Annotated in this window: 16 protein-coding genes; 13 read left to right on the forward strand and 3 right to left on the reverse strand. The window is 70.0% G+C overall.

The features are described from left to right. Positions 1-49: 49 nt before the first annotated feature. From cobO to cobT, 5 genes are all read left to right on the forward strand, one after another. Positions 50-619, forward strand: a complete 570-nt coding sequence (gene cobO, locus ACQ859_RS27020) for a cob(I)yrinic acid a,c-diamide adenosyltransferase (protein WP_431050451.1) — start codon at positions 50-52, stop codon at positions 617-619. Between the two features lie 82 nt (positions 620-701). Further along, positions 702-1,652, forward strand: a complete 951-nt coding sequence (gene cbiB, locus ACQ859_RS27025) for an adenosylcobinamide-phosphate synthase CbiB (RefSeq protein WP_431263562.1) — start codon at positions 702-704, stop codon at positions 1,650-1,652. Next, positions 1,649-2,779, forward strand: coding sequence for a pyridoxal phosphate-dependent aminotransferase (locus tag ACQ859_RS27030; RefSeq protein WP_431263563.1), 1,131 nt, complete (start codon positions 1,649-1,651; stop codon positions 2,777-2,779). Before cbiB ends, ACQ859_RS27030 begins: the two co-directional genes overlap by 4 nt. A gap of 167 nt (positions 2,780-2,946) precedes the next feature. Beyond that, complete coding sequence (locus ACQ859_RS27035) at positions 2,947-4,437, forward strand: cobyric acid synthase (protein ID WP_431263564.1); 1,491 nt, start codon at positions 2,947-2,949, stop codon at positions 4,435-4,437. Between the two features lie 17 nt (positions 4,438-4,454). After that, positions 4,455-5,498, forward strand: a complete 1,044-nt coding sequence (gene cobT / locus ACQ859_RS27040; RefSeq protein ID WP_431263565.1) for a nicotinate-nucleotide--dimethylbenzimidazole phosphoribosyltransferase — start codon at positions 4,455-4,457, stop codon at positions 5,496-5,498. A gap of 146 nt (positions 5,499-5,644) precedes the next feature. Here the strand turns inward: cobT and ACQ859_RS27045 are convergent, their stop codons facing one another. Beyond that, positions 5,645-6,271, reverse strand: a complete 627-nt coding sequence (locus tag ACQ859_RS27045; protein ID WP_431263566.1) for a hypothetical protein — start codon at positions 6,269-6,271, stop codon at positions 5,645-5,647. Positions 6,272-6,371: 100 nt separating this feature from the next. Here ACQ859_RS27045 and ACQ859_RS27050 point away from each other — a divergent pair, with 100 nt between their 5' ends. The 4 genes from ACQ859_RS27050 (at position 6,372) to ACQ859_RS27065 (ending at position 8,942) form a co-directional block, all read left to right on the forward strand. After that, complete coding sequence (locus tag ACQ859_RS27050) at positions 6,372-6,983, forward strand: hypothetical protein (protein ID WP_431263567.1); 612 nt, start codon at positions 6,372-6,374, stop codon at positions 6,981-6,983. A 43-nt stretch (positions 6,984-7,026) separates the two neighbouring features. Then, positions 7,027-7,413 carry a DUF4440 domain-containing protein gene (locus ACQ859_RS27055; protein ID WP_431263568.1) on the forward strand — a complete coding sequence of 129 codons (387 nt, stop codon included), beginning with the start codon at positions 7,027-7,029 and terminating at the stop codon, positions 7,411-7,413. Beyond that, positions 7,407-8,198, forward strand: a complete 792-nt coding sequence (locus tag ACQ859_RS27060; RefSeq protein ID WP_431263569.1) for a hypothetical protein — start codon at positions 7,407-7,409, stop codon at positions 8,196-8,198. The genes ACQ859_RS27055 and ACQ859_RS27060 overlap by 7 nt, the downstream gene beginning before the upstream one ends. A gap of 174 nt (positions 8,199-8,372) precedes the next feature. Continuing rightward, on the forward strand, positions 8,373-8,942 hold the full coding sequence (locus ACQ859_RS27065; RefSeq protein ID WP_431263570.1) for a hypothetical protein: 570 nt from the start codon (positions 8,373-8,375) through the stop codon (positions 8,940-8,942). Positions 8,943-9,148: 206 nt separating this feature from the next. On the opposite strand, the gene ACQ859_RS27070 is transcribed toward ACQ859_RS27065, so the two are convergent. Beyond that, complete coding sequence (locus ACQ859_RS27070) at positions 9,149-9,901, reverse strand: NUDIX hydrolase (RefSeq protein WP_431263571.1); 753 nt, start codon at positions 9,899-9,901, stop codon at positions 9,149-9,151. A gap of 126 nt (positions 9,902-10,027) precedes the next feature. Between ACQ859_RS27070 and ACQ859_RS27075 the strand changes: the two genes are divergently transcribed. The 4 genes from ACQ859_RS27075 to ACQ859_RS27090 all read left to right on the forward strand — a co-directional run bounded on the left by ACQ859_RS27075 (position 10,028) and on the right by ACQ859_RS27090 (position 12,925). After that, on the forward strand, positions 10,028-10,585 hold the full coding sequence (locus ACQ859_RS27075) for an RNA 2'-phosphotransferase (RefSeq protein ID WP_431263572.1): 558 nt from the start codon (positions 10,028-10,030) through the stop codon (positions 10,583-10,585). Positions 10,586-10,639: 54 nt separating this feature from the next. Continuing rightward, a complete protein-coding gene (locus ACQ859_RS27080) occupies positions 10,640-11,008 on the forward strand; it encodes a hypothetical protein (protein WP_431263573.1) in 369 nt (122 codons plus the stop codon). A 161-nt stretch (positions 11,009-11,169) separates the two neighbouring features. Beyond that, positions 11,170-12,480, forward strand: a complete 1,311-nt coding sequence (locus ACQ859_RS27085; protein WP_431263574.1) for a hemolysin family protein — start codon at positions 11,170-11,172, stop codon at positions 12,478-12,480. Next, complete coding sequence (locus ACQ859_RS27090) at positions 12,467-12,925, forward strand: hypothetical protein (RefSeq protein ID WP_431263575.1); 459 nt, start codon at positions 12,467-12,469, stop codon at positions 12,923-12,925. The genes ACQ859_RS27085 and ACQ859_RS27090 overlap by 14 nt, the downstream gene beginning before the upstream one ends. A 42-nt stretch (positions 12,926-12,967) precedes the next feature. Here the strand turns inward: ACQ859_RS27090 and ACQ859_RS27095 are convergent, their stop codons facing one another. Continuing rightward, on the reverse strand, positions 12,968-14,272 hold the full coding sequence (locus ACQ859_RS27095) for a hypothetical protein (protein WP_431263576.1): 1,305 nt from the start codon (positions 14,270-14,272) through the stop codon (positions 12,968-12,970). Positions 14,273-14,287: the final 15 nt, after the last annotated feature.

The following is a 14,287-nucleotide window of genomic DNA, read 5'->3' on the forward strand; positions in this document are numbered from 1 at the left end:
ACCCCCACCCTCTCCCGCAAGCGGGAGAGGGAGAAAGAAGAGCACTGACATGGAAATCGAACAACCGCCCGTCGATCGCGTGCGCATCATTCCCGAGGGCGAACGCCGCGGGCTCGTGATCGTCCACACCGGCAACGGCAAGGGCAAGAGCACCGCCGCCTTCGGGCTGGCGCTGCGCGCGCACGGGCGCGGCAAGCGGGTCCACATCTACCAGTTCATGAAGGTGCCGAGCGCGCGCTTCGGCGAGCACCGCCTGTTCGAGCAGATCGGCGTGCCGATCGAGGGACTGGGCGACGGCTTCTCCTGGAAGAGCAAGGATCTGGAGCATTCGGCGCAGCTCGCGCGCGACGGCTGGGAACGCGCCAAGGCGACGATCCTGGGCGGCGAGCACTTCCTCGTCGTGCTCGACGAGATCATGTATCCGCTGCGTTATGGCTGGCTGCCGCTGGAGCCGGTGCTGGAGACCTTGCGCGCGCGGCCGGCGCACGTTCACGTCTGCTTGACGGGACGCAATGCACCGCAGGAATTGATGGATCTGGCAGACACGGTGACAGAAATGACCATGATCAAGCACCACTTCAAGGCAGGAGTGCCGGCACAACGCGGAATTGAGGATTGACTTCCCTCCGGGCGCCGTCTGACCGCTAAGCTGCGCGCCAGTTTTCACCGACGCCCCCTGACTGTCTCTCGACACCCGTCCCATGAGTCCGATGTCCTGGCTGCTCGCCCTCGCGATCCCGATCGCGCTGCTGCTCGACCGATGCTTCGGCGAGCCGCCCGCCGCCGTGCATCCGGTCGTCGGCATGGGGCGCTACCTGGGACTCTTCGGCGACCGGCTCTGCGGGATGTCACCGAAGGCGGCGTTCATCGGCGGCGCGCTCGCGTGGACGGCGGGCATCACCTTGTCCGCCATCGCCGCGCTGGCGATCGAGCAGGCCGTCATCGTCGGTCTCGAACCCTGGTTCGGCGGCTGGCGGCTCGCGGTCGCGGCGCTGCTGCTGGGACTCGCGCTGAAGCCGATGCTCGCGTGGCGCATGCTGCGCGACGAGGTCGCCGCCGTCGAGACCGCGCTGTCGCGCTCGCTCGAGGAAGGCCGCGCGCAGCTGTCGCGGCTCGTGAGCCGCGACACGGCGCAGCTCTCCGCGCTCGAGGTCCGCGAGACTGCGATCGAGACGCTGGCCGAGAACCTCAACGACTCCGTCATCGCGCCCTTGTTCTGGTTCATGGTGGCCGGTCTGCCCGGCGCGGCGGTCTATCGCTTCGCCAACACGGCGGATGCGATGTGGGGCTACCGCGGCCGCTGGGAATGGGCCGGCAAGTGGGCCGCGCGCGCCGACGACGCGCTGTCGTGGATCCCGGCGCGGCTGACCGGTCTGGCGCTCGTCGCACTGCGCCCGGCACTGCTCGCGCCGCTGCTGCGCGAGGCCACCCGCACGCCTTCGCCCAACGGCGGCTGGCCGATGGGCGCGATGGCGCTGCGGCTGGGCCGCGCGCTGAGCAAGCCCGGTCACTACCGGCTCAATCCGTCCGGCGGCGACGTCATCGCGCAGGACATGATCACCGCCCAACGTCTCGCCGCCGGCGCGATGATGGGCCTCGCCGCACTGCTGGCACTTGGCGCCGCGGCGTTGCGCGGCGGATTCGCCCGATGACCCGCTTCCAATCGCTCATGCACGGCGGCACCGACGCGGGGCCGCCGGTGCGCCACGACTTCTCGACCAACGCCCACCCGCTCGGTCCGCCGCCGGCCGCGCTCGACGCGGTGCTGCGCGCCGACCGGCTGCGTTATCCCGATCCCGACTACGCCGCGCTGCGCGCCCGCCTGGGCGACTGGCACGGCGTCGAGCCCGACCGCGTGCTGCCGGCGTCCGGCGGCTCGGAAGCGATCCGCCGGCTGACGCTCGCCGCGATGCTGTCCGGCGTCACGCGCGTCTGCGTGCCGCAGCCCGGCTTCGGCGATTACGCGGCCGCGGCGCACGCGCTCGGCCTGCAGGTCACCGCGTACGACGATGCCTTCCAGCTCGCCGACTCGCTGACGCTGCCCTCGCTCGTGTGGGTGTGCGATCCCAACAACCCCACCGGCGCGAGCTTCGGCCTCGACGAGTGGACGGCCGTGGCGCTCGCGCTCGGCCAGAGCGGTTCTCAACTCGTCGTCGACCAGGCCTACGACGCGCTGCGTCTCTCAGGCAGCTGCTCGCTGCCGCAGGCGATCGCCGACGGCGCCTGGCGGCTCGTCTGCCCCAACAAGGCCTTCGGCCTGACCGGCGTGCGCGGCGCCTACCTGATCGGTCCCCGCGACGGCCTCTGGATCGCCCGCGTCGCGGAACTCGCGCCGAGCTGGGTGCTCTCCTCCGAAGGCCAGGCCTTGCTCGAGGCCTGGACCACGCCGTCCATCCGCGGCGAACTCGAAGCCTCGCTGCCGCTGCTGCGCGAGTGGCGCGCGATGCAATGGACGCAGATGGCCGCCATGGGCTTCGACCAGATCGACGGCGGCGTCGCCAACTACTGGCTCGCCGCGCTGCCATCACCCTGGCACGGCGTGCCGGAGCCGCTGCTCGAAGGCCTGCGCGCGATGGGCATCAAGCTGCGCGACGCCACGTCCTTCGGTCTGCCCGGGTTGGTGCGGGTGTCGGTGCAATCGCCCGAAGCCGTCGACGCGCTGGCCGCGGCGATGTTCACCTTCGGCGGTCATACGCCGCTGCCGTCGCCGCCGTCACGCCATGGCGCGTTCGACACCACGCATCCGTTCGATACGACGATGATGGGGGAGATGTCGTGAGCAGCGCTTCGTCGGGGGGCAGCGGGCGGGAGGCCAAGCGCGGGCTCTCCACGGGGCATGGGGGATCCCTCCAGGACCCCCAAGCCCCATTCCGGCCCCACGGCGATCCGCTGACTCCGGGTCTGGCTCCGGGTCTGGCGTCGGGGCAGCGCCGGGGGCGGGCCGTCATGGTGCTCGGCACCACGAGCGGCGCGGGCAAGAGCTTCCTCACCACGGCGCTGTGCCGCTGGTACGCGCGCCAGGGGCTGTGCGTCGCGCCGTACAAGGCGCAGAACATGAGCAACAACGCGCGCGTCGTGCCCGGCCTGGACGGACGCCAGGGCGAGATCGGCTCGGCGCAGTACTTCCAGGCGCTCGCTGCCCGCGCGCGGCCCGAGGTGCGCATGAACCCGGTGCTGCTGAAGCCGGAGAAGGACACGGCCTCGCAGGTCGTCGTGCTCGGCGACGTCGACGAGGCGCTGAGCCGCGCGCCGTGGCGCGAGCGCAGCGAGGCGCTCTGGACCCGCGCGCGCGGCGCGCTGCACGCGCTGCTGGCCGAGAACGACGTCGTCGTCATCGAAGGCGCCGGCTCGCCCGCCGAGATCAACCTGCACAGCAGCGACTACGTGAACATGCGCACCGCGCGCGAGGCGGGGGCGGCCTGTCTGCTGGTCACCGACATCGACCGCGGCGGCGCGTTCGCCCATCTGTACGGCACGCACGCGCTGCTGCCGGCGGATGAGCGCGCATTGATCCGCGGCTTCGTGCTGAACCGCTTCCGCGGCGACGCGGCGCTGCTGTCGCCCGGTCCGGAGATGCTGCAGCAGATGACCGGCGTGCCCACGCTCGCGACGCTGCCGATGTGGCGCGGCCACGGGCTGCCCGAGGAGGACGGCGTCTTCGACGACCGCACCACCGGCGGTCTCGGCACCGGTGGCGACGGACGCGCGCCTGTCCGCGTCGCCGTGATCGCGTATCCGCGGCTGTCCAACCTCGACGAGTTCCAGCCGCTGCGCAACCTGCCCGACGTGCGCCTGAGCTGGGCCCGCACGCCGGCAGAGCTCGAGGGCGTGGACTGGATCATCCTGCCGGGTTCGAAGGCGGTGGCGTCCGATCTCGCCTGGCTGCGCGCGCAGCGGCTGGACGTCGCGGTCGCGGCGCACGCCGCCGCCGGCCGACGCGTGCTGGGCATCTGCGGGGGTCTGCAGATGCTGGGCGAGGCGTTGGTCGATCCGCACGGGCTGGACGGCAACGCGCCGGGCCTGGGCCTGCTGCCGCTGGTGACGCTGTTCGAGCGCGAGAAGCTGCTGCGCGAGGCGGAGTGCCGCTTCGCGACGGCGCTGGACGCGCCGTGGTCGTCGCTGAACGGCGAGGTCGTGCGCGGCTACGAGATCCACCATGGCCGCACGGCGCAGCACCCGGGGTTGCCCGATGCGCGTCCGGTGCTGTTCGACAGCCTCGGCGAGCCGGTCGGCTGGCAGCACGGGCCGGTGCTCGGCCACTACCTGCACGGCCTGTTCGAGGACGACGGCGTGCTGGCCGCGCTGTTCGACCGCCCGGCGCGTCCGCTCGACCAGGTCTTCGACGAACTGGCCGACTACATCGACCGCCATTTCGCGCCGGGTGTGCTGATGGGCCTGCTGTCGCCCGCGCCCTCGCCCGCCTCCTCTTCCCTTTGATGTCCGAGAAGTCCCCCATGACCAAGCCCGACCTGATTCCCGAGATCCCTTCGCTGCACGACGCGGCGCTGGCGAGGGCGCTGCAGCACCGCATCGACCGCAAGACCAAGCCGCTGGGCTCGCTGGGCCGGCTGGAGGGCCTGATGCTGCGTCTGGGGCTGATCCAGGGCACGGAGCAGCCGCGCCTGGTGGAGCCGCAGATGATGGTCTTCGCGGCCGACCATGGCGTGGCGGCGCACGGCGTGTCGGCGTTCCCGTCCGACGTGACCTGGCAGATGGTCGAGAACTTCCTGGCGGGCGGCGCGGCGGTGTCCGTGCTGGCGCGTCAGCATGGCCTGCAGCTGAGCGTCGTCGATGCCGGCGTGCGACACACCTTCGTGCCGCGGCCGGGCCTGCTGATCGCCAAGATCGCGATGGGCAGTCGCGACATGCTGACGGGGCCGGCGATGACGGTCGACGAATGCGCGACCGCGATCGCCGCCGGCAAGACGCTGCTGCAGAAGCGTCCGGGCAACGCGCTGCTGCTGGGCGAGATGGGCATCGGCAACACCTCGTCGGCGGCGCTGCTGCTGGCGCGGCTGGGCGGATATCCGCTGGCGGACTGCGTCGGCCGCGGCACGGGGCTGGACGACGCGCAGCTGCGTCACAAGCTGGACGTGCTGGCGCGCGTGCTGGAGAAGCATCCGCGCGCGAACGAGCCGCTGACGGCGCTGGCCGCGCTCGGCGGGCTGGAGATCGCGATGATGGTCGGCGCGGTGCTGCAGGCGGCGCTGGAACGCCGCGTGATCGTCGTCGACGGCTTCATCACCGGCGCGGCGGTGCTGGTGGCGGCGAAGCTGCAGCCCGCGGTGCTGGAGCGCTGCATCTTCGCGCACCGCTCGAACGAGCAGGGCCACCGGCTGATGCTGGACACGCTGCAGGCGCAGCCGCTGCTGGACCTGGGCCTGCGCCTGGGCGAAGGCTCCGGCGCGGCGCTGGCCTGGCCGCTGCTGGAGTCGGCCTGCCGCGTGCTCGGCGAGATGGCGAGCTTCGATTCGGCGGGGGTGAGCGACAAGGCCTGACCCGCACGGTGTGAGCCGCGAGGCCTGAAACGACAGGGGTCAGGAAGATTTCTTCCGTGGCCCAAGCTTGATCCACGTGGCAGCATCGCACCGACATTCAAGCGGTGCCGATGTTCATGCCTTGTCCGTCCATCCCTTCCACTCGCTCATTCATGACGACTTGGCGCGCCCTGGGCGGTGTGCTCGCGGTGGGCGCCTGCGCACTCGGCTTCCTGCCGACCGACGCGGCGGCGGGCTCGGACCACGCGCCGCACGCCTCCGCGTCGCAGCGTGTGCCGCCGGCCCGCTTCCTCGGCCACTTCTCGAACGTCGCGGTGTCCGCGGAGAGCGACGATTGCAGCGGCGCCTCCGCGCAGCTCTGGGCCAGGCCCGTCCTCAAGGACGGCCGCGTGCAGCCGGTGTGGCAGCCCTACGGGTTCTGGTACGAGGCCGCCGGCAACTGCCCGGGCGTCGAGTTCCGGATCACCGGTGGCGAGTATCGGCCAAGCACGAGGGAACTTCACCTGTCGGCCGGGAACAGCCTCGGGTTCGACCGGGTCGATCGCATCGCCTTCAATGGCTTCCTGCGCGCCGGCCGGCTCGAAGGCACGCTGCGCTATGCCGATCCCAACTCGGGCGTACTGCCTGAGGAAGGCGAGGACATCACGCTCGATGCGGCCGATGAACGCCGCTGGCACGAGGTCGGACCGTCTGCCGAGACCGCCGGACGCGTCGCTTCGGTTGCCCGGGGCGCGGCGGATGAACTCGTACTGCGCGTGCAGGAGGTGCGCCACGAATTCAAGGTGGAAGCGCCTGTCGACGAATGGACGCCGGAGGGCCAGACCCCCAAAGCCCTTCGCTTACCGCGACCTCGATATCACCTGGAGCTATCCGGTGTTCCTCGACGGAGAGCCGGAACAGATCAAGCGACTCAACGGGTGGCTGCGACGCTGGTGGCTCGAAGGCATCGGCGATTGCGGTGCCGAGCTGCCGCTCGACCAACTGGTGACGATGCGCGACGAGGAGATCGTCGCGCATGTGAAGGCCACGTCGAAGGCGGACGGCTGTGCCACCATCCAATCCGAAGTGGTGGCCCTCGGCGGCTTCGGGTCGTATCTCTCGTTCACGCGCTTCGGCGAGATGGCGGGGCTCCACCGCATGAGCCACGGCCGCGCGAACCTGTTGATCCATCGCGACACACTGGCGAAAGTGGCGATGGGTGAACTCTTCGACGAGCGCGCGGCACTGACCTTGTCGGAAGCGTTCCGGGCCTCGGTGGCTCGGGAGCATCCAGACTGCGGCGACCTGCCGTCGATTGACGGGGCACTCTTTCAGGCACCCGATCTCCTGACCTACGAACGTCCCTACGACATGCCGACGTGGGACGCGTGCGACGAGATCAATCTGTATCGGGGCATCCAGGTCCGTCGCGCCTTGAAACCAGAAGTACGCGTCATGAAGCCGATCCGCACCGACCTCGTGAACTGGCAGTCCCAGGCCCGCTGATGGCCGAGGCTATCCTTCAGCAGTCATCCCGTTCAACGCCGCCATGACCGACATCGATGCTTCGCTGCTCGACACACTCCGCGCCCTGGAAGTCGAGCTTCACCACCCCGGCGTGCGCTGCAGCGCCGAGCGCCTGTCGCAGCTGCTGCACCCGGAGTTCCACGAGGTCGGCCGCTCCGGCCGCCAGTACGACCGCGAGACCATCATCCGCTGGCTCGCCGACGACCACGAGCCACCGAAGGTCGTGCCGGACGAGTTCCGCATCGCGCCGCTCGCCCCTGACGCGGCGCTGCTGACCTACCGCTCGGCGCATCGGCAGGAGGATGGCTCGCTGATCCACCACACGCTGCGGTCCTCGCTGTGGCTGAAGACGGCGGCGGGCTGGCAGATGCGGTATCACCAGGGCACGGCGGCGGCGACGCCGTGGTGACCACCGTGCGCTTCCACCCGCGCTCCCTGGTGGCGGTGCTGCTGCTGAGCCCCGTCGCCGCCGCGATCGCCGCCGAACCGTGGACCACGCCGTTGCGGGTCCGTGACGTCACCTACGAGTTCAAGGTCCAGGCGAAGTCCTGCGAAACCTGCGACGCGGCGTCACAGGAAGACGTGGACGTGAGCTGGAGCTATTCGGTCTTCATCGGCGGGGACCGCGCGGAAACGGACCGCCTGAACAACTGGGTTCGCGCGCATTGGTCTGAAAGGCTCAGCGAGTGCGGCGACCTGAGCGACCAGGAGCGCACCCGGCTCAACGACCGGCAACTGATCGCCCGGGTCAAGGCGACCGCATCGACGGCCGGGTGCGAGACCACGCGCGTGATGCTCAACGCGACGCACGCGTTCGGGCCGTTCGTGAGCTTCGAAAGCCACGAGGCCTACGGTGGTGTCCGGCCGTCGGCCGCCAACACGGCGGTGCTCCTGGATCAACGGACGATGGCCACGGTGGCGACCGAATCGCTGTTCCAGCCCGAGGGACTGGACGCGCTCTCCGAAGCCATCGGGCGCAACGTGAAGAAGGATCATCCGGACTGCAACGAGGGCATGGCGATCGACCAGATGCAGTTCACGCCGCCCGCCCGTCTGTACGGGGACCGGAATTTCGATCCCCGGGTGTGGGCCGTGTGCAGCGACGGCGAGCTCCTCGAAGGACCGCTGGTGCGCAGGTGGCTGCGGCCGGAGATCCGCGCGATGAAGGTGCGCCCGCTCGAAAAGGTGCGCTGACGCACATAACGCGTGCGACGCCGGGTCAGGGGACATCGGCGGAGGCGTGGGTGGACGAAGGTCATGTCACGGGAACCCCGATGGGCGCTAGATTCGCGGCGGCTCCACTGCTGTCCAGAGCAGCGGGGCCGGCCGGGTCCAGCCGGTCGTTGTACCGACTCCCGTTCCTCCCCGATGATCGATCCGACCGACTTCGCCGCCCCTTTCGGCGGTCTGCCCGTTCCCGAATCCCTGCGCAAGCTGCTCCGCTTCCAGGATGAGATCGGCGACGGCAACTATTCCGCCGCGCTGACACTGACCCAGGACGGCCATGACGGCCTGCGCCGAGGCTGGTCGGCGGATCCCGCCTTCCTGTCCCGGCTGATCCCGTTCGCGCGGGCGACCGCGTCGGGCTCGTTCTACGCGCTGTGGAATCCGGACCCGTCGCAGCCGCCGATGCCGGACCGCTGGCCGGTGGTGGCCTTCGGCGACGAAGGCGGCGAGTGGATCGTCGCGCGCGACGTCCGCGAGCTGCTGCGCGTCAGCACCTGCGACGTGGAACCGCGCATCGACTTCGACCGCATCCACTACTTCCGCAGCGAGCATCACTACCGCAAGAGCGAGCGGCTCGACGCCTACATCGGATGGTTGCGGGGACAGCTGCAGCTGGCGCCGGTCGACGATCCGGATCCTATCCTCGAGGCCGCGCAGCGGGAGTGGCAGGATGCTTTCGAACGGTGGATCGAACCGTTCCTCCAGGGATGAGGCCGCGCGCGGCGGCTTGCGTTCAGCCCGGCAAGATCGCCCCGCGATCGCTGCGTCCGCGTCGGCATCGTCCACGGACATGGCGTCGATCGGGGTCGCCGTCCCGGAAGGGCGGCATCGAGCGCCACGTCGCAGCGGCGCTTCGCGCGAGCCGCGGCGACACGCGGGACTTCTGACCGCGACGGATCAGCGCCCGACGGCCAGGGTCATTCGCCCTGTCTGGGGCTGAAGGTCCGCGGAAACACCACCGCGGTCTTGCGATCGCGCAGGCGATACCCCATCGCGGCGCGGTTGGCGTCGCCGGCCATCGCTCCCGCCTCTTCGAGGAACCCGGCCGCGAGCATCCGCGTGCGGAACCCGCTCTTGTCGACCGGCCGGCCCAGCACGACCTCGTACATGCGCTGCAGCTGCGGCAGCGTGAAGGCCTCGGGCAGCAGGAACGCCGGCAGCGACGTGTACTCCACCTTGCCACGCAGCCGTTCGACGGCGGCCTTCAGGATCGCCGCGTGGTCGAAGGCCAGACGGGGTCGCTTGAGCAGCGTCTCCACCTCGAACCAGCCGACGTCGGCGGCGTTGGCGCCCTTGGCCAGCGTCACGCCGTCGGCGGGGATCAGCGCGAAGTACACGTGGGTCGCCGACCAGCCGCGCGGATCACGGTCCTTGCCGCCCCAGCTGCCGAGCTGTTCCAGGTACGGGCTGGCGACGCCCGTCTTCTCCGACAGCTTGCGCCGCGCGCAGGCTTCCAGATCGCGGTCGCGGTCAATGTCGACGAAGCCGCCCGGCAGCGCCCAGCGGTCAGGGAACGGCTCGTCCTCCTTCGACGGCCGCTGTACCAGCAGCACGCGCAACTGGTCCTCGACGACGGAGAAGATCACCACGTCGACCGTCGTGAACGGCAACGGAAAGGACGGGGCCGCGGGGCCGGGCTGTGGTTTCCGGCGCGAAGGGTCGGTGGTCATCGTCGTTCGGGCTTGATCGGATCGTTGGAGGGTTGTATTGTGCAACCTTCAATGGGTTGCACAATACAACTCCATCGGAGACATCAACACAACAACGACAAGAACCAGATGAACGGGAGAGATGGGATGAACACCATCAACGACAAGACGCTGACCTCGCTCAGCAAGCTGCTCAGCCTGACGCTGCGCCACAAGCCGGAGACGCTCGGCCTCACGCTCGACGAAAACGGCTGGGTCGCGGTCGATGCGCTGATCGCCGGCGCACAGGCCGCGGGCAAGCGGCTGGATCGGGCGCTGCTGCGCGAGATCGTGGAGACCAACAACAAGCAGCGTTTCGCCTTCAGCGAGGACGGCCTGCGCATCCGCGCCAACCAGGGGCATTCCGTCGAGGTGGTGCTCGACCTGCCTCCGGTGACACCGCCCGAGACGCTGCTGCACGGCACCGCGACCCGCTTCCTCGACGCCATCCTCGCCCAGGGACTCGACAAGCGACAACGCCACCATGTGCATCTCAGCGAGAACGCGGACACCGCGCGTCAGGTCGGAGCGCGCTACGGCAAGGTCGTGCTGCTGGAAATCGACGCAGGCCGGATGCACCGCGACGGACATCTGTTCTTCAGGACCGAGAACGGCGTGTGGCTGACGGACGCTGTGCCGCCCGGCTATCTGAAGGTGCTTGCCTAGCCTCGGCACCGGTCACGTGCGATCGAACAACGGTGTCTCGATAGAATCACGCCCGTGACCCGCTGGCTTCGCATCCTTGTCCTGACGATCCTCGTCCCCGCGTACGGCATCGCCGCCGCCGGCGTGACGATGTTCGCCGCGGGCGTCTCGCATGCGCAGCACCTGCTGGTCGACGGGCAACCTGTCGACCCCACCGTCGCCGCCATCACCACGTCACAGGCGAGCGTCGACGACGCCCACGCTGCCGACGTCGCCGCCCTGCTCTTCGAGCTCGGCGACACCTCGGACGACATGCCGGACCACTGCAAGCCCGACACGCGCCCCCTGCGCGTCGCGCCGCCGCAGGTGAGCCCGCTCCCCACGCCCCAGCTGCACGAGCCTCAGCGCTGCCCGCAGCCGCCCTTGCGGCCGCCGCGCGCCTGACGCCTCCCGTGTAGCCCGCGCCGAGGCGCTCCGCCGCCTCCCCTCCTCGCCCGTCCCTTTCGGCACGCGTCGCGCATTCCGCGCTCGCGTGCGTCTGCGTCGTCTCCGCCTCGTCCCTCGACCACGAGGGTCGATGGAGCCGCGCTCCTTCCTCATCCATCATGGAAATCGCCTTACTTTTCTTCCTCATCCTGCTCAACGGCCTCTTCGCCATGTCCGAGATCGGACTGGTCACCGCGCGCCGCGCGCGCCTGCAGAAGCTCATCGACGACGGCGACAGCGCCGCCGCCGCGGCCGTCAAGCTGGGCGAGGATCCCACCCGCTTCCTGTCGACCATCCAGATCGGCATCACCTCCATCGGCGTGCTCAACGGCATCGTCGGCGAGGCCGCGCTCGCCGGGCCGCTGGCGCTCTGGATCACCGCCCACGGCGTGCCGGCGGAGTACGCCAGCGGCGCCGCGACCGGTCTGGTGGTCGTGCTGATCACCTACTTCTCGATCGTGCTGGGCGAGCTGGTCCCCAAGCGCCTGGGCCAGTCCAACCCCGAGGCCGTGGCCCGTCTGGTCGCGCGCCCGATCGCAGCGCTGGCCGTGGCGACCAAGCCTTTCGTGCGCCTGCTGTCGGGCTCGACCAACGCGCTGCTGCGCCTGCTCGGCGTGAAGCAGTCGGCGGCCTTCAACGTCACCGAGGAAGAGATCCACGCCGTGCTCGCCGAAGGCACCAGCGCCGGCGTCATCGAGTCGCACGAGCACGCGATGGTGCGCAACGTCTTCCGCCTGGACGACCGCCAGATCGGCTCGCTGATGGTGTCGCGCCGCGACGTGGTCTGCCTGGACCTGAACGATCCGATGGAGACGACGCTCGCGCGCATCGAGGCCTCGGACCACGCGCTGTTCCCGGTCGTGCGCGGCGGGCTGCATGACATCGTCGGCGTCGTGAACGCGCGCCAGCTGCTGTCGGAGATGCTGCGCCAGCGCCAGCCGCGCCTGGACGAGCGTCTCGCGCCGGCGCTGTACGTGCCGGAGACGCTGACCGGCATGGAGCTGCTGGCCAACTTCCGCCTGTCTGCCGTGCACATGGCCTTCGTCATCGACGAGTACGGCGAGGTCCAGGGACTGGTCACGCTGCACGACCTCGTCGAGGCGATCACCGGCGAGTTCCAGCCGCGCGATCCGGCGTCCGCATGGGCGGTACAGCGCGAGGACGGCTCGTGGCTGCTCGACGGCCACATCCCGGTGCCGGAACTGAAGGACCGTCTGGAACTCGACGAGGTGCCGGAGGAGGAGCGCGGTCGTTATCACACGCTGAGCGGCATGATGATGCTGCTCACCGGCCGTCTGCCGCGCGAGGCAGACACGGTCGAGTGGGAAGGCTGGCGCTTCGAGATCGTCGACATGGACGGCAAGACCATCGACAAGGTGCTGGCGTCCCGCGTGGTGGAGGTCGCGGAGGTTGCCGATGTCGTGGCGTGACGTCGCGCGGGTGGCGGTCGTGCTGGTGTTGGCGCCCCTGCTCGTGTCGTGCTCGGAGGGCTATCCCGGCGAGGACCGGCCGCTGATCAGTCCCTTCGACATGAACAACGCGCAGCGCGTCGCCGAGCTCAACGTCGTCGGCCGCGACGCGCCGGGTCCGCGCTGGCGCTATGCGCTGCGCGACGGGTGCGCGCTGGAGGTCGAGCAAGGCAGCGGCAAGGACCGTCGGCGCGTGGCGGTGACGCTCAAGCGGTCGATGGATGCGGAGGTGGTCTTCGACAACGAGGCGAAGACCTACGACGTCGCGTTGATCGATCGCTCGGTCGATGCCACTCAGCCCATCGCGATCCTGCTCAAGACGGACAAGTGGACCTATGCGACGCAGGGAAGCTTGCTGGTGGATCTGCTGATCAGGGATTGCGCGAAGGGCATCACCGCAAGATAGCCTCCGACGCCGGGATCGCCGCACGGTCCCGGCCGATGGTCGCTATTTCGAATAACCCATGTCCTTGATGAACACCGCCCGCTGCTTGTCGCCGTTGAACGCGAAGAGCACCCGCTCCTGCTCGCCGTTCTCGCGCTCGACGACCATGGCCCAACGGTCGAGCCGATAGCTGCCGACGAACTCGGCGCCGTTGCGACGCTGTCGCTGTGCGCCGCCCGCGCCCGCCCCGGCCGCGCTGACCGACGAGGTCGTCGTGCTGCCGCCGCGCGAGTAGGTGTTCGTCGCCATCCCCGCCACGCCGTTGGCCGCCGCCATCGCGCCGGTGCCGAAGACCGACTTGCCGGTCTGCTCGAAGCTGCCGTCCGGCTGGAAATGGAAGCGCTGCTGCGAGCTGCCGCCGCCCAGGATGCTGTACCAGGAGTGGGTGAACGTGCCGTCGAGCCGCTGTCCCGCCGAGGCCGGGGTCGCGGGCGTGCCGCGGATCGTGCGCCAGTCCTTCTCGTCGCGCTCCCTGATCTGCCAGTCGCCGCCGTTGCGGCGCCACTGGATGACGCGCTCCGGCTTGACCTTGCGCGCCGCGGCCATGTCGAGCTCGTCCGGCGGCAGGTCGAGGTTGCGGTAGCCGGTGCCGTCCTTCAGCAGCAGGTGGATGTTCTCCACCAGACTCTCGCCGCTGGGCTGGTACCAGGTCCAGAGCAGGAAGGCGATGTCTCGCTCCGCCACGCCCTTGCCCGGCGCGACGTGGATCGCGCGATCGGCGGCGGCACGGCGCTCCAGCGTGGCCGCCCGCTCGGCGGCTTCGCGTTGGCGACGCTCGTCCCCCGCCAGGGCCTTCAACGCGGGCCACAGCTCATTGGACTTCGAGGACAGCGTCTTCAATCCACCGCCGTATCGCTGCAGCAGCGCCTCGTCCTGCGAGAACGCGATCCGTAGCCATTCGACCTGGCCGTTGCGCGCCGGGCGGAGGTAGATCTGCGTCTCGATCGGCGCGCCGTTCACGGTCGCCACGCAGTTCTGGAGCACCACGCCGGCCTGCAGCATCTGCGGCGTCCTGCAGGTCGGCTGACCCGCGGCGCCCAGACCGCGCATCGGATCCTTGATGCGCGCGAGCGCGGCGACGCCCTCCTCGCGCCCGACGTCCACCGGCGGCGCGACCCAGAGTTGCATCACCTGGCCCGGCGGCAGGTCGGCGGGCTGCAGCAGCAGTCCGTCTTCATGCACGCGCTGCGTCCAGCCGGACGGGACATCCAGGGCCAGCGCAGGCAGCAGCGGCGCCGACAACACGGCGGCAATGGCGACTCGCCCCAGGGACGACGAGCAACGGCGGACGAGGTCGGGACAGCGCATGGACTTCCTGCAGAA

This window comes from Roseateles chitinivorans (assembly GCF_050632235.1).
GTDB lineage: Bacteria > Pseudomonadota > Gammaproteobacteria > Burkholderiales > Burkholderiaceae_C > Roseateles > Roseateles chitinivorans_A.

Excerpts from the sequence above, each read along its gene's own strand:
- cobT (WP_431263565.1), top strand. The coding sequence starts at position 4,455 with ATGACCAAGCCCGACCTGATTCCCGAGATCCCTTCGCTGCACGACGCG.
- ACQ859_RS27075 (WP_431263572.1), top strand. The coding sequence starts at position 10,028 with ATGAACACCATCAACGACAAGACGCTGACCTCGCTCAGCAAGCTGCTC.
- ACQ859_RS27055 (WP_431263568.1), top strand. The coding sequence starts at position 7,027 with ATGACCGACATCGATGCTTCGCTGCTCGACACACTCCGCGCCCTGGAA.
- ACQ859_RS27030 (WP_431263563.1), top strand. The coding sequence starts at position 1,649 with ATGACCCGCTTCCAATCGCTCATGCACGGCGGCACCGACGCGGGGCCG.
- ACQ859_RS27090 (WP_431263575.1), top strand. The coding sequence starts at position 12,467 with ATGTCGTGGCGTGACGTCGCGCGGGTGGCGGTCGTGCTGGTGTTGGCG.
- ACQ859_RS27095 (WP_431263576.1), bottom strand. The coding sequence starts at position 14,272 with ATGCGCTGTCCCGACCTCGTCCGCCGTTGCTCGTCGTCCCTGGGGCGA.
- ACQ859_RS27035 (WP_431263564.1), top strand. The coding sequence starts at position 2,947 with ATGGTGCTCGGCACCACGAGCGGCGCGGGCAAGAGCTTCCTCACCACG.
- cbiB (WP_431263562.1), top strand. The coding sequence starts at position 702 with ATGAGTCCGATGTCCTGGCTGCTCGCCCTCGCGATCCCGATCGCGCTG.
- cobO (WP_431050451.1), top strand. The coding sequence starts at position 50 with ATGGAAATCGAACAACCGCCCGTCGATCGCGTGCGCATCATTCCCGAG.
- ACQ859_RS27070 (WP_431263571.1), bottom strand. The coding sequence starts at position 9,901 with ATGACCACCGACCCTTCGCGCCGGAAACCACAGCCCGGCCCCGCGGCC.
- ACQ859_RS27065 (WP_431263570.1), top strand. The coding sequence starts at position 8,373 with ATGATCGATCCGACCGACTTCGCCGCCCCTTTCGGCGGTCTGCCCGTT.
- ACQ859_RS27085 (WP_431263574.1), top strand. The coding sequence starts at position 11,170 with ATGGAAATCGCCTTACTTTTCTTCCTCATCCTGCTCAACGGCCTCTTC.